Origin of the sequence: Hydrotalea flava, from assembly GCF_001623405.1 — a bacterium.
Lineage (GTDB): Bacteria > Bacteroidota > Bacteroidia > Chitinophagales > Chitinophagaceae > Hydrotalea > Hydrotalea flava.
This window is the reverse complement of record NZ_LUHG01000073.1, coordinates 1-13,399: the sequence shown is the minus strand read 5'-3', so window position 1 is coordinate 13,399 and position 13,399 is coordinate 1. Positions and strand designations below refer to the sequence as shown.

15 protein-coding genes and 1 pseudogene are annotated in these 13,399 nt (G+C 36.7%); 8 read left to right on the top strand and 8 right to left on the bottom strand.

Annotation, left to right across the window (positions count from 1 at the left end; genetic code table 11):
• Positions 1-50: 50 nt before the first annotated feature.
• Entirely contained in the window at positions 51-920 is an 870-nt protein-coding gene (locus A0F92_RS08110) for a DMT family transporter (protein ID WP_068244063.1), read from the bottom strand.
• A gap of 65 nt (positions 921-985) precedes the next feature.
• On the opposite strand from A0F92_RS08110, the gene A0F92_RS08105 reads away from it, so the two are divergent.
• From A0F92_RS08105 to A0F92_RS08095, 3 genes are all read left to right on the top strand, one after another.
• Positions 986-1,732, top strand: a complete 747-nt coding sequence (locus A0F92_RS08105; protein ID WP_068244187.1) for a PPK2 family polyphosphate kinase — start codon at positions 986-988, stop codon at positions 1,730-1,732.
• A gap of 63 nt (positions 1,733-1,795) precedes the next feature.
• Positions 1,796-2,215, top strand: a complete 420-nt coding sequence (gene mscL, locus A0F92_RS08100; protein WP_068244061.1) for a large conductance mechanosensitive channel protein MscL — start codon at positions 1,796-1,798, stop codon at positions 2,213-2,215.
• A 126-nt stretch (positions 2,216-2,341) separates the two neighbouring features.
• Complete coding sequence (locus A0F92_RS08095) at positions 2,342-3,169, top strand: segregation and condensation protein A (protein ID WP_253810284.1); 828 nt, start codon at positions 2,342-2,344, stop codon at positions 3,167-3,169.
• 76 nt (positions 3,170-3,245) lie between these two features.
• Here A0F92_RS08095 and A0F92_RS08090 read toward each other — a convergent pair whose 3' ends face one another.
• The 4 genes from A0F92_RS08090 to dtd all read right to left on the bottom strand — a co-directional run bounded on the left by A0F92_RS08090 (position 3,246) and on the right by dtd (position 5,972).
• Positions 3,246-4,712: a glycine--tRNA ligase gene (locus A0F92_RS08090; RefSeq protein ID WP_068244055.1), complete on the bottom strand. Its 1,467-nt coding sequence runs from the start codon at positions 4,710-4,712 to the stop codon at positions 3,246-3,248.
• 76 nt (positions 4,713-4,788) lie between these two features.
• Positions 4,789-5,115, bottom strand: coding sequence for a nucleotide pyrophosphohydrolase (locus A0F92_RS08085; RefSeq protein ID WP_068244052.1), 327 nt, complete (start codon positions 5,113-5,115; stop codon positions 4,789-4,791).
• Positions 5,116-5,122: 7 nt separating this feature from the next.
• Positions 5,123-5,542: a group III truncated hemoglobin gene (locus A0F92_RS08080; protein WP_253810282.1), complete on the bottom strand. Its 420-nt coding sequence runs from the start codon at positions 5,540-5,542 to the stop codon at positions 5,123-5,125.
• Entirely contained in the window at positions 5,520-5,972 is a 453-nt protein-coding gene (dtd, locus tag A0F92_RS08075; protein WP_068244048.1) for a D-aminoacyl-tRNA deacylase, read from the bottom strand. Before dtd ends, A0F92_RS08080 begins: the two co-directional genes overlap by 23 nt.
• 59 nt (positions 5,973-6,031) lie before the next feature.
• On the opposite strand from dtd, the pseudogene arfB reads away from it, so the two are divergent.
• From arfB to A0F92_RS08050, 5 genes and pseudogenes are all read left to right on the top strand, one after another.
• A pseudogene (arfB, locus tag A0F92_RS08070) lies at positions 6,032-6,421 on the top strand (alternative ribosome rescue aminoacyl-tRNA hydrolase ArfB); the annotation flags it as partial.
• A gap of 7 nt (positions 6,422-6,428) precedes the next feature.
• A complete protein-coding gene (locus tag A0F92_RS08065) occupies positions 6,429-7,136 on the top strand; it encodes an MbnP family protein (RefSeq protein ID WP_167516932.1) in 708 nt (235 codons plus the stop codon).
• Positions 7,137-7,185: 49 nt separating this feature from the next.
• A complete protein-coding gene (locus A0F92_RS08060; protein ID WP_167516931.1) occupies positions 7,186-8,223 on the top strand; it encodes a cytochrome-c peroxidase in 1,038 nt (345 codons plus the stop codon).
• A gap of 85 nt (positions 8,224-8,308) precedes the next feature.
• Positions 8,309-9,811, top strand: coding sequence for a lipopolysaccharide biosynthesis protein (locus A0F92_RS08055; protein WP_068244037.1), 1,503 nt, complete (start codon positions 8,309-8,311; stop codon positions 9,809-9,811).
• A 64-nt stretch (positions 9,812-9,875) separates the two neighbouring features.
• A complete protein-coding gene (locus A0F92_RS08050) occupies positions 9,876-10,535 on the top strand; it encodes a lipoprotein signal peptidase (RefSeq protein ID WP_253810280.1) in 660 nt (219 codons plus the stop codon).
• A 146-nt stretch (positions 10,536-10,681) separates the two neighbouring features.
• On the opposite strand, the gene A0F92_RS08045 is transcribed toward A0F92_RS08050, so the two are convergent.
• From A0F92_RS08045 to A0F92_RS08035, 3 genes are all read right to left on the bottom strand, one after another.
• Complete coding sequence (locus A0F92_RS08045) at positions 10,682-11,674, bottom strand: hypothetical protein (protein ID WP_068244033.1); 993 nt, start codon at positions 11,672-11,674, stop codon at positions 10,682-10,684.
• A gap of 40 nt (positions 11,675-11,714) precedes the next feature.
• A complete protein-coding gene (locus A0F92_RS08040; RefSeq protein WP_068244030.1) occupies positions 11,715-12,713 on the bottom strand; it encodes a 2-hydroxyacid dehydrogenase in 999 nt (332 codons plus the stop codon).
• Between the two features lie 132 nt (positions 12,714-12,845).
• Positions 12,846-13,399: SPL family radical SAM protein (locus A0F92_RS08035; protein WP_167516929.1), on the bottom strand; the 554-nt coding region annotated here is incomplete at its 5' end.

Genomic DNA, 13,399 nt, shown 5'->3' with positions numbered 1-13,399 from the left:
GGTTTTGAATGGTTTGTGGGCAAAACATTGTAAATGAATGTATTTGCCCATTATTTTTTATAGCGGTTGGTAATAGACACACCGGTTAAAATTAACAGCATACTAATTAACTGATTCATTCCAAAAACTTCTCCTGTTAAAACACCCCAGCCTACAGCCACAAAGGGTATTCCGTAAGTTACCATTGATGCAAACAGTGCCCCCGATTGTTTTAATAAAATATAAAACAGTACAGTGGCAACTGCTGTACCCATAATACCCAATAAAGCACTAAATAAAGTGGCATGTATTACCGCAGTAATAAATGTTTGTGTAAAATAGCCCGTAAAACTTAAAATTACCAAACAAGGTATCATTAATAACACAAATGCCATGCTGGCTATATGTAGTGAGCCAATACCCTGCAGGTGTTTTCGCACATAATTTACATTTAAGCCATATAAAAAAGTAGCCAATAAAATAAACAGTGCATAGCCCACATTTGTAAAACTAAAGTGCCCTTTGTTAAAAAACAGCAACAACAAACCTCCAAAACCGAGCAATACACCCAACAATTGCATGGGTTTAATTTTCTGTTGAAAAAATAAAATACCGGTAGCAATGGTAAATAAGGGGGTAAGTGCATTCAATATACCTGCCAAACTGCTGTTTAATTTTGTTTCGGCCAAACAAAACAAATAGGCCGGAAAAAAACTGCCCAAAAGCCCCGAAACCAATACCGGCCATCGTTTATCAGCAGTAATACTTTTAAAAGCTTTCAGCCCAAATGGCGCTAAGATAATACCCGCACTTAAAATTCTGATGGTTGCCACCTGGTAAGGGGTTAGTGCCTGCATGCCTTCCTTCATTAAAATAAAGGAACTGCCCCATATAATGGAGAGTATCACAAATAAAAACCAACTTAAAAAGGGTTTATTCACTGCTAAATTTTTGCAAACCTAAATTTTTAAAAATGAATAGTGTTATATTTAATAAAATTTCAATTATGGCAAAAATCCGTTTGGCCCATTTGGATACCCTTCCTCCCAAAAAAACACAGAAAAAGAAAATTATAGCCGAAACTGAAAAAATAATTGAGGAATTAGATGAATTACAGAACCAGTTATATGCTCAATCTAAACATGCTGTTTTAGTGGTAATACAAGGTATGGATGCTGCCGGAAAAGATGGTGCCATTCGGCACGTATTCGGTAAACTAAATCCGCAGGGTGTACAGGTTACTTCATTCAAAGAACCCACCGCATTAGAATTATCGCACGATTTTTTGTGGCGTATTCATCAGTATACCCCAGCAAAAGGGATGATACATATTTTTAATCGCAGTCATTATGAAGATGTATTGGTTACCCGTGTCCATAAAATGATTAATAATAAACTGGCTTATAAAAGGATGGATGCCATTAATGATTTTGAACATTTACTGGAGGAACACAACAATACCCATATTCTAAAATTTTACTTACATATTTCACATGGGGAACAACTGAAAAGATTGGACGAAAGAATAAAAGACCCTAAAAAACAATGGAAGTATAACGAAAAAGATTTTGAAGAATCTAAATTGTGGGCAGAATATATGGAAGTGTATGAAGATTGTATGAATCATTGTAATAAAATACCCTGGATAATTACTCCTTCTGATGCACACTGGTACAAAGAATACATGATTGCTTCAACTTTACATCAACTTTTAAAAGATTTAAAAATGCAATACCCCGGTTTAAAAAAATGAGCCAACTAATTTGTGTGTGCAACAAATTTTACATATTTTTATAAGCCAACCAACATCTGAAGTATGTCTTTTGTAAAAGAATTTCGCGAATTTGCCACGAAGGGCAATGTAATGGATTTAGCCGTGGGTGTAATTATTGGCGGTGCTTTCGGCAAAATAGTAGATTCTGTTGTAAACGATTTAATTATGCCGGTTGTGGGCATTTTGTTCAAGGCTGATTTTACTAACCTTTATCTTCCGTTATCCTCAAAAGTAACACAAGGGCTTACTTTGGTAGAAGCAAAAAAGTTGGGGCCTGTTTTTGCCTGGGGAAGTTTTGTAACAGCAGTAATTAACTTTTTAATTCTGGCTTTTGTTATTTTCCTTCTGGTCAAGGGCATGAACAGGTTAAAACGTAAAAATGAAGCCGCCGCTCCGCCGCCGGCGGGACCAACCCCTACCGAGCAATTACTCATGGAAATACGCGATGCGCTAAAAAAATAACCAGTTTTACTTCAAAATCCCGCAAATGAAGGTTTGTGGGATTTTTTTGGTGGATAACTTAAAGGGTTGTCGGCGTATTTATACCATTCCTTTTCTTTTATTTGCGGGTACTAAAAGCTGAAAATTGTGAATCAGGAAACTTACCAAATTAAAATTGAGCATTTTGAAGGTCCCTTTGATCTGTTGTTGTTTTTTATTGAACGCGATGAATTAGATATTTACAATATACCTATTACCAAAATCATCAACGATTTTCTGGTTTTTATACATGCGCAGGAAAAATTGAATATAGAATTGAGTAGTGAATTTATACTATTTGTATCTACATTAATGCGCATTAAAGCCAGATTATTATTACCACGCAAAGAAATAGATGCACAGGGCAACGAAATAGATCCACGGCAGGAATTGGTAGATAAAATTCTGGAATACAAACGTTTTAAAGAAGCTGCAGCCCAAATGGCGGAAATGGAAGCCAATCGTTTGTTGATGGCAAAACGCGGTAATCTGCCAAAAGAAATGGCAATTATAACAGAAGAAGCAGGTGAGGGAACCGAAATACAAACCATTACACTTTTTAAATTGATGAAAACATTTGAAAAGGTAATGTTGCGTTTGCAAGAAAAACAGAATAAACCTACCCATACTGTTGTACGCTATAATTATACCATCGAAGGTAGCCGTGATTATATGTTGGAATTTATGGCAAAAGAAAAAACAGTTTCATTTGAAAATATTTTTGAGATATGCGAAAACCGTATACATGCTATATTTCTGTTTCTCTCAATTCTTGAGTTGGTACAGCAAAAATTTATGAAAATGATGGTAGGCGAAGGGCGTAATAATTTTATTTTAGAATGGAATGAGAACCGGGAAGATGATTTAAAATTGGCCGGCTATGAAGTAGAACGTGCCACTGAAGAGACACCGGCACCGGAAGATTTTGAAGAATAAATTGATTTTGTGTTTCACTAAAAAGCCTGTTTTACAATGTTGTAAAACAGGCTTTTTCTTTTAGTGTTTATTCAAGTTAAAATATTGCATTCGTTACAATATCTTTTACCTGACTCAATAAAATTCTTTCCTGTTGCATCGAGTCGCGGTATCGAATGGTTACGGTATTATCTTCTTTAGTTTGATGGTCTATTGTTACACAAAATGGTGTTCCAATGGCATCTTGCCTGCGGTAGCGTTTACCAATCGCATCTTTTTCCTCATAAAAACACCTAAAATAATTTTTGCATTCATCCATTAAATCACGTGCAATTTCAGGTAAACCATCTTTTTTGGTGAGGGGTAAAATAGCTAATTTAATGGGTGCAATTTTTTCAGGAATATGCATTATAACTCTGCTGTCGGTACTACCATCTTCTTTGGTAATGGTTTCTTCTTCGTAAGCATGCGCCATAATTAATAAAAACATTCGGTCTAAACCAATAGATGTTTCAATAACATACGGTATATAATTGCCGTAGGGTTTACCGGTAGCAACATTTATATCCGCATCAAAATACTGCATCTTTTTTTTGCTGTACAATTGGTGTTGCGTTAAATCAAAGTCGCTGCGAGAATGAATACCCTCCACTTCCTTAAATCCAAACGGAAATTCAAATTCAATATCGCAGGCTTCTTTGGCATAATGCGCCAGTTTAACATGGTCGTGATACCGGTATTTTTCTGCAGGTATACCCAGGCTAAGGTGCCATTGTAAACGTGCCTGTTTCCAGTATTTATACCATTCTCCTTCAGTACCGGGGCGAACAAAGAATTGCATTTCCATTTGTTCAAATTCCCGCATTCTAAAAATAAACTGACGGGCTACAATTTCATTTCTAAATGCTTTACCGGTTTGTGCAATACCAAAGGGTATTTTCATGCGAGCCGTTTTTTGTACATTTAAAAAGTTTACAAAAATACCCTGTGCAGTTTCGGGCCTTAAATAAATGGTATCGGCTTCATCGGTAACAGAGCCTAATTTCGTATCGAACATTAAATTAAACTGCCTGACATCGGTCCAGTTACAAGTGCCACTAATGGCGCAAACAATTTTATGTGATTCTATTAAATTTTTTAAACCAGCAAAATCATCTTTCGCCAATAATGCATCCATTTCCTGCAATAAAGTTTCCGCTTCTTTTGTCTGTCCGTTTTCTTCTAATTTAGCTGCATGTGCTTCAATCAAATGGTCCACTCTGTAACGTTTGTTACTGTCTTTATTATCAATCATGGGATCGTTGAAATTATCTACGTGCCCACTCGCTTTCCAAGTGGTTGGATGCATAAATATGGCCGCATCAATACCTACAATATTTTCGTGTAGTTGCGTCATGCTTTTCCACCAGTAGTCTCTAATATTTTTTTTCAGTTCACTGCCATAAGGGCCATAATCGTAAACGGCACTTAATCCATCATAAATTTCGCTGCTGGGAAACACAAAGCCATATTCTTTGGCATGGGCAATAATTGCCTGAAAGCTATTGTCTTGTTGCGTACTCATAATGTGCAAATATAACTGTATGCAAATGTTCTGTGATAGAAGTGAAATTTTTTTCAACAAACAAATGTTTGTTATGCTATTGTAGTTTAGAATTATTCAGATGTCTGCTGCTGTCGCGCTTTGTCTTCTTTTCTATATTTTTCTGCAGGGCTTCGGTAAGGTTTACGCCGGTTTGGTTGGCAAGGCATATGAGTACCCACAATACATCGGCCATTTCATCTCCTAATGCATCTTCAGTTTCGCCGGCTTTAAACGATTGTTCGCCATATTTACGCACCATAATTCTGCTGAGTTCGCCTACTTCTTCCATTAAAATACCCAGATTGGTTAGTTCATTGAAATAGCGAACACCTACAGTTTTTATCCATTCATCAACTTGTTGTTGTGCGGCAGCAATTGTCATGATTAAATTATTTATAAATTGTTTTTAATGAAATGATGGTAGCAATAGATTGTGCTCTTTGTTTTATTTTTTCGGCCATATTTCCTGAAAATAATTGATCGGTAGTTTGGTTAAATAAAAGCAACCATTGGTTAAAATGCGCTTTGGTAAAGGGTGCTAATTGATGCAGGTGTTGGTGAACAGCAACGGCATTTCCTTTGTATACCGGTGTTTCAAATAAAACTGATTCCCAAAAATCTACAATCACTGGCAAATGTTTTTCCATGTTTAAATGCACTACTTCATTAAAATAATGTTGTATTACATCATCCTTCAGGGCTTTTGCATAAAATGTTTTCATCAATAACATTAAATCTGCACGGTTGCTGATATCTTTTAACATGGCACAACAATGAATGGGTTCATTATTCTCTGTTTTTAGAATCAATAAAAATAGTTACCGGTCCATCGTTCAGCAAAGCTACTTTCATATCTGCTCCAAAAATACCCTTTTCAATTTTTTTGCCCAATGCTTGTTCTAAGTGAAGTATTAGCTGCTCAAAAATGGGATTGGCTATTTCCGGTTTGGCTGCTTTGATAAACGAAGGACGATTGCCTTTTTTGGTGGCGGCATGGAGTGTAAACTGACTAATGAGTAAAATATCGCCATCAATTTCTTTCACACTTAAATTCATCAATCCGGCTGCATCATTAAAAATACGTAATTGTACAATTTTATGACTCAGCCATTCAATGTCTTCCAGATTATCCTCATTTACTATTCCTGCAAAAACCAATAAACCCTGTTGAATAGTACCTACGATGTTGTTATGAACAGTTACAGATGCCTGACTTACTCTTTGAATAATGATACGCATAATGGTGGTTGATACTTAAGTTTTAACTTTACTGGAATATGAAGATAAATATTCAGGATGAAATAATTTTTTCTACTGCCCGCAGTGGCGGCAAAGGTGGCCAAAATGTAAATAAAGTAGAAACAATGGTAGAGGGCAGATGGCCGGTAATGCAATCTGCATTGTTTACCGAAGAACAGAAACAGCAAATTAACAGGCATTTACAACACAAAATAACCAAGGAAGGATTTTTATTAGTAAAATCGCAGCAGGCAAGAAGTCAGTTAGAGAATAAAGCATTAGTAATTCAAAAAATGAATGACTGGGTAAATGCAGCATTGGTGAAGAAAAAAGCACGTATTGCATCTACACCTACTGCAGTTTCTAAGCAAAGAAAAGCAATGGCCAAACAAAAAAGGGCTAACCTAAAATTGATGCGCAAAAAATATTTCAATAACGATACTGAATAAAGAAGTTGTGTGTAAAAAATTTTTACTGTTTGTTTTTTGTACCATGTGTGTATGGGTATTGTATGCACAAAGCCTGCAGTTGAAGTTTGTAGCTTTGGCCGGCCAACAACCTTTGGTGTTATTAGATAGTACCTACCACACTGCTTTGAATGAGCCGGTTACATTTCGGAACTTTCTTTTTTACATAAGCCATATTCAGCTGAAAGATGATAATGGCCATGAAATTCCATTGAAAAATGAATATTATTTAATTAATGCTACAGATGCGGCCTCTAAAACAATTGACCTACCGGTTAAGCCACAACATATTGCTTCTATTACATTTACGGTTGGGGTAGATAGTATTAAAAATGTAAGTGGTATACAAACTGGTTCGTTAGATCCTATGCGGGGTATGTTCTGGACTTGGAATACCGGTTACATTTTTGCAAAATTAGAAGGTAATTCACCTGAATCAAAAGCGCCGGTGCATTATGTAACTTATCATATTGGCGGGTATAAATATTATGAAAATGCACTGCGTGTAGTTCAACTTACTATTCCCCAAAAACAAACCGTGCATAAAATTATAATAGGAGCGGATGTTTTGGCGTGGTTTAATAAGCCGCATCCTTTGTCTATTCAAGCACATCCCATTTGCCATGCTCCCGGGGCATTGGCGATGCAAATTGCCGATAATTATGCTCAAATGTTTCATATCATAAATGTTGAATAATTTTTAAAACGGAAGTTTTGTAAAATGTATGAAGTGGCAAATTACCATAATGATAATTGTACTATTGGTTATAATGGCAACCGGTTTTACCATTCATAGCAGTAAGCCTACACCGTTGGTATTTAAAATACCACCCGGATGGCCGCAGCCTACTTACAATTTTAAAGAAAATCCACTAACGGTACAGGGTTTTGAATTAGGTAGAAAATTATTTTATGATGGAAAATTGAGTAAGGATGGCAATTTTCCTTGTTCCAGTTGTCATCAGCAGTTTGCAGCATTTGCTACTTACGATCATAATTTGAGCCACGGGTACGATAATTCATTGACTACTCGTAATGCGCCTGCCCTACAAAATCTGGCCTGGCAAAAAGCATTTATGTGGGATGGGGGTATTAATCATTTAGATGCACAGCCACTGGCGCCTATTACTGCACCGAATGAAATGGCAGAAAGTATAGAAAATATTATTAAAAAATTAAATGATAGTCCTGAATATCCGGTTCTGTTTAAACAAGCATTTGGCAGTAAAGAAATTAATACTAAGCGTATTATGCAGGCGTTGAGTCAGTTTGAGTTAATGCTGGTGAGCAGCAACAGTAAATATGATAAAGTAATGCGCGGTGAAGCGAGTTTTAATCTGCCGGAACGCTTGGGATATGCCATTTTTAAAGAAAAATGTGCCAGTTGCCACAAAGAACCATTTTTTACAGATTTTTCTTATCGTAATACCGGATTGCCGGTAGATGATGTGCTGCAGGATATGGGCAGAATGAAGATAACCGGTAACTCTGCCGATTCACTGAAATTTAAAGTACCCAGTTTGCGCAATGTTGCAGTTACAGAACCGTATGGGCATGATGGTCGTTTCTTCTTTTTAATCAATGTGTTTGATCATTACAGGAAATCAATGGTAGTTGGTCCCACTACTGATAGTTTGTTAAGGAACAGGTTGCCTTTGTCTAATTACGAAATAGGACAATTAACTGCTTTTTTGTATACATTAACCGATAGCTCTTTTTTAAAAGATCCACGATTTGCTCCGCCCGGATATACCATTACCCCCCCATTTATGCATGTGCATTAAATTACATTTTTTAAACTATTTGCTAAACCTGCCTGCATAGTGTAGGCGATTCGTTATTTTAGCACCCTATAAATACATATACATATTGAGCAGTATCAAAAAATTAGCCGGACAAACCATGTGGTATGGGTTAAGTTCCATAGCCGCAAGGTTTATCAACTATCTTTTAACCCCGCTATTAACCTATGGACTGGCCAAAACCAGCGATTATGGAAAAATGGGATTAATTTATGCGGCTATTCCCATATTAAATGTGGTGTTTACTTATGGCTTTGAAACGGCTTATTTTCGTTTTTCTTCCAAAGCAGAAAACAAAGATATTATTTACGATACCGCCTCATTATCGCTTCTTTTTACAACCATTCTGTTTTCAGTATTATTATGGGTGAATCAATCGGTTTTGGGAGTTGTAACCGGTTTAACAGCTTTTCCTGCCATTGTTCAGTTGAGTATTATCGTAATTAGTTTAGATGCTTTATCCACCATTCCCTTTGCTAAATTAAGGCAGGAAGAAAGGCCATTGAAATTTGCATTCGTAAAAATCAGTGGTATTGTATTGAATATTTTAATTACCTGGTTTTTTATAGTGTATTGTCCGCAACAAATGCAGCATCCTAAAGGAAGTTGGGTAGTGTTGGTATTTAATCCTGAAACCAATCCTATAGTATATGTTGTATTTGCCAATGTGGTACAATCGGCTGTAACATTATTGTTATTATTTAAGGAACTTACCAAAATACAATTTAAGTTTAATGTTCGGTTGTGGAAACAGATGATGATATATGCCATGCCGTTAGTGATTGCAGGTATGGGGGGCATGATTAACGAAACCTTCGACCGGCTAATGTTGCGTTGGTGGTTACCTGGTAGTGAAACATTTAGAGAAGAACAGGTGGGTATTTACAATGCCTGCTATAAATTATCGATTTTAATCACCTTGTTTATTCAGGCTTTTAGAATGGGTGCAGAACCATTCTTTTTTAAGCAGGCTGAAAGCGAAAATCCGCAAAAGGTGTATGCCCGGGTAATGAAATTTTTTGTAATCATTATTTCTGTAATGTTTTTAGTGGTAGCACTGTATTTGCCCGTATGGAAACATTTTATTGGTCCTAAGTATTGGTCAGGGTTAAAAGTAGTACCCATTTTATTGTTTGCCAATATGTTTTTGGGCATTTATTATAACCTCAGTATTTGGTATAAGGTTACCAATAAAACCATGGCCGGTGCCTGGATAACCTTAGCCGGCGCAACCATCACTATTCTAATTAATTACATTTTTATTCCACATTTTAGTTTTATGGCCTGTGCCTGGGCAACTTTTACCTGTTATGGCAGTATGATGGTTATTAGTTATGTGTGGGGACAAAAAGAATATCGGGTACCTTATGCCTGGAAGAAATTAATGGCATATATGGTGATTGCCGTTTTATTGTTTTTTCTGCACAACAGCATAACGGCATATATTACCAAAACTTTATTCAGCTATACTTTTGCCACTGCATTGTTACTTGTTTTTGTTGTTTTTGTGTTAAGAATAGAACGCCGCGAAATGCAAAAGCTGCCGGTTATTGGCAAATGGATAGCTTAAGTAAATGTATCATTTACCATCACAGAGTCAATTCTTATATCTTTGTCGCTTTAAAATAAAATCAGTGAAAGCTAAACAAGTCATTATTCTGATAGCCGCCATTATTCTGGCCGATCAGGCTTTGAAATTTTATATAAAACTACATTATTATGCGGGTGAGGAACACAATGTAATTGGTAGTTGGTTTCGCTTGCATTTTGTTGAAAATGAGGGAATGGCTTGGGGATGGAAATTTGGTGGAGGGTTTGGAAAAATTATTTTAACTTTATTTAGATTGGTTGCAGTAGTGTGGGGTACTTTTTTATTAAGAGATTTTATCAAAAAACAATACCATACTGGTTTTATAATTTGTGCAGCATTAATTTATGCCGGTGCATTGGGTAATTTGATTGATAGTATGTTTTATGGGCTGATATTTGATAACAGCGATGTGTTTTCACAAAATGTATCAAAATTAGTGCCTTTCGGTTCAGGCTATGCTCATTTTTTACATGGCAGAGTAGTAGATATGTTGTACTTCCCATTGGTAGATACCTATTATCCCAAATGGTTCCCGGTATGGGGGGGAGAACGGTTTGAATTTTTTGAACCGGTATTTAATATTGCCGATGCTTCTATTTCGGTGGGTGTTATTATTCTACTGCTTTTTCAAAATAAATTTTTCAACAAGAAACAGGATGCCCGGCAAAATGCTGCTGCAACCGAAGAAGTAAAACCATCCTGAAATTAAATTTAAAATGGTTACTGAAAAAACAAATCGTTTATATTACCAGTTTTCTGCTCAGGAAGGGTTTGAAGGTATCAATTAAATCTTGCAACAACCGTTTTAGTACCCGTATATCATTCATTGAAAAGAGGTAATATCATATTTTAATTTACTTTCCATTGTGTAATAGTGGATTTATAGGGCATTACAGTTGTGCTGCCGGGTACTTCTATGGCAATGAGCCCAACCCCTTCGGCATAATAAAAATATGAGGTTTGTGCTGTAGCATAGTTAATGGTAGGTGGTACCAGTGCCTGTATATCTAATTGAATTTTAATAACATTGGTAAAATTATTGCCATTATAGCTGGCTGTTAAACCACTGCCTAAGAGTGTAAAATGGTATTTTATTTTTATATATTGGTTGCCTACTTTTGCTGTAACAATGGGTGAATCCCAACTGGTTCCTGCTGCAACTCCGGCTTTTAAAAAGGGGTATTCTACAGGTCCCGATGAGCTGTCGGGATATAATAATCCGTAAGTATAATAAGTATTGCCACTTTTTCTATACAAAGAAGTATCGCCTAAACGGTCGGTAAAAACGGCATATGACTGCCCTGTATTGGTAACAGTAGCCACAATAGGGAGTACATGTGTAGTAATGGTATCATTTAACTGACTGTCATTATACGTCCAGTAGCTACCTGCAGTGGTAGGAAAATAGTTGCCAATAACTGAGGTATTGTAGGGTATGGTAAATTGGCAAACTGAATTACCGAAAGTAACGGTGAAATTAGCATCAACAGGTAAAATAGGCTTGCCATTACCTTTTAGCTTAATAGTTTGTACACCGGTTGATAAAACAATAGAGGAATCATCAAACCAGAAACCATTTACGGTATCAGTAAAAATATAATATTTTCCTGGCGAAATAATGTTGACGTTTACTAAAATATAATTGCTATCTGTTAACACACTATCTACCAAATAAGTGCCATTTACATATACATTTTGGCAATTGCCGGCAGTATCTTGTAAAGAACCAATGGCGGTTCCACTATAACCTTTTCCTGTTTCAAAACTATACTCTTTTGTACATGCCTGAAAAAGGAATAGAACCGTAAGAAAAACGAAACCATATTTAAACATTGCCTTCATGTGGTAAAATTAATGGTAAATGTTAATGTTATGATAGGTTTTACACTAATAATGCTGTTTGATGGGTAAAATTTTTATGATGTAACAGTTCATACACATTATTTAAAGTTGCATGCGTTATTTCTTCCAGTGCTTCCTTGGTAAAAAATGCCTGATGCGCCGTAACCAATACATTCGGAAATGCCATTAAACGTTGCAATGTATCATCGGTAATGATGTTTTCTGAGAGATCACGAAAAAATATATTTTCTTCCTGTTCATATACATCAATGCCTAAATAACCCAGGTGTTGTTGTTTTAGGGCTTCAATTACAGCATCTGTATCAATTAATCCGCCACGACTGGTATTAATCAGCATGGCACCTTTTTTCATGTTTTGCAAAGTTGTCGTGTTAATGAGGTGATGTGTTTGTGGCGTAAGCGGGCAGTGTAGTGAAATAATATCTGACTGTTCAAACACCTGAGCCAATGGCAGGTACACTATGCCCGTTGTGGCGAGTGATGGGTTGGTTTGTATATCATAAGCCAGTACCCGGCAACCCATGCCCGTCATAATGGTGCAAAAAGCAGCTCCAATATGTCCTGTTCCAATTACCCCTACTGTTTTTTCTTTCATGGTAAAGCCAAGCAATCCGTTAATCGAAAAATTTTGTTCACGTACCCTGTTATAGGCTTTATGTGTTTTTCTGTTTAAGGTAAGAATCATGGCCAATGCATGTTCTGCCACTGCTTCGGGCGAATAGGCCGGTACCCTGCATACGCGTATTTGGTGTGCTTTTGCTGCTTCTAAATCAACGTTATTAAATCCGGCACAGCGCAGTGCAATTACTTTTACGCCTTTTTGTGCCAGCACTGCTATTACTGCTGCATTTACCTTATCATTTACAAACACACAAATGGCATCGGTAGGTTCTAAAGCCTGCACAATGTGTGGACCTAAATGCGTTTCAAAAAAAGTATATTCAAAACCATAATGGGTATTTCCTTTTATGAAAAATTCTTTATCGTAAGGTTGTGTAGAGAAAAAAGTAATTTTCATTCGGCTTTGTTTTTATAGAATGGATGCAAAAATGATGCTATTTATTTTCAGTATAAAGATAACGGTAGCTATTCAGGCAATGGCCCAATGTGGAAAAACGGATATATCTTTTTGATAATTTCCTGCCCAATCTTAAAACAAAGTACCCTGTGTACCGGGCCTGTTGAAATGTTGGGTGGATAAATGCCATTTTTCTGCATTCAATCCATATTTTTTATTGTAGGTTTTAAATTGTTGTTGCACCAAAGCGGCAATAGGGCCTTCGCCCTGCATTCTGATGCCCCATCGGCTATCGTTTACCTGGCCGCCATGTGCCTGCTCTATTAAATGCCATACTTTATTGACCCTGTCGGGGAAGTTTTTAAACAACCAGTCATGAAACATGGTGGATATAGCACCATTGAGGCGTATAAAAGTATAGGCCGAAAAACTGGCCCCGGCATGGGCCGCACGCTCCATAATGGGTTGTATTTCGTGTTCATTTAATCCGGGTATCATGGGCCCCAGCATTACACCGGCACGAATGCCGGCTTTACTTAATGTTTCAATAATTTGCAGCCGGCGGGCAGCAGTAGTGGTGCGGGGTTCCATTACACTTCTCAGCTGTTCGTTGAGCGATGTAATGCTTACCAAAACACTCACTAAATTTTTAGCCGCCATGGCCTGTATAATATCTACATCGCGCA

Excerpts from the sequence above, each read along its gene's own strand:
- A0F92_RS08085 (WP_068244052.1), bottom strand. The coding sequence starts at position 5,115 with ATGACAATTGCTGCCGCACAACAACAAGTTGATGAATGGATAAAAACT.
- A0F92_RS08090 (WP_068244055.1), bottom strand. The coding sequence starts at position 4,712 with ATGAGTACGCAACAAGACAATAGCTTTCAGGCAATTATTGCCCATGCC.
- A0F92_RS08060 (WP_167516931.1), top strand. The coding sequence starts at position 7,186 with ATGATAATTGTACTATTGGTTATAATGGCAACCGGTTTTACCATTCAT.
- mscL (WP_068244061.1), top strand. The coding sequence starts at position 1,796 with ATGTCTTTTGTAAAAGAATTTCGCGAATTTGCCACGAAGGGCAATGTA.
- dtd (WP_068244048.1), bottom strand. The coding sequence starts at position 5,972 with ATGCGTATCATTATTCAAAGAGTAAGTCAGGCATCTGTAACTGTTCAT.
- A0F92_RS08045 (WP_068244033.1), bottom strand. The coding sequence starts at position 11,674 with ATGAAGGCAATGTTTAAATATGGTTTCGTTTTTCTTACGGTTCTATTC.
- A0F92_RS08105 (WP_068244187.1), top strand. The coding sequence starts at position 986 with ATGGCAAAAATCCGTTTGGCCCATTTGGATACCCTTCCTCCCAAAAAA.
- A0F92_RS08040 (WP_068244030.1), bottom strand. The coding sequence starts at position 12,713 with ATGAAAATTACTTTTTTCTCTACACAACCTTACGATAAAGAATTTTTC.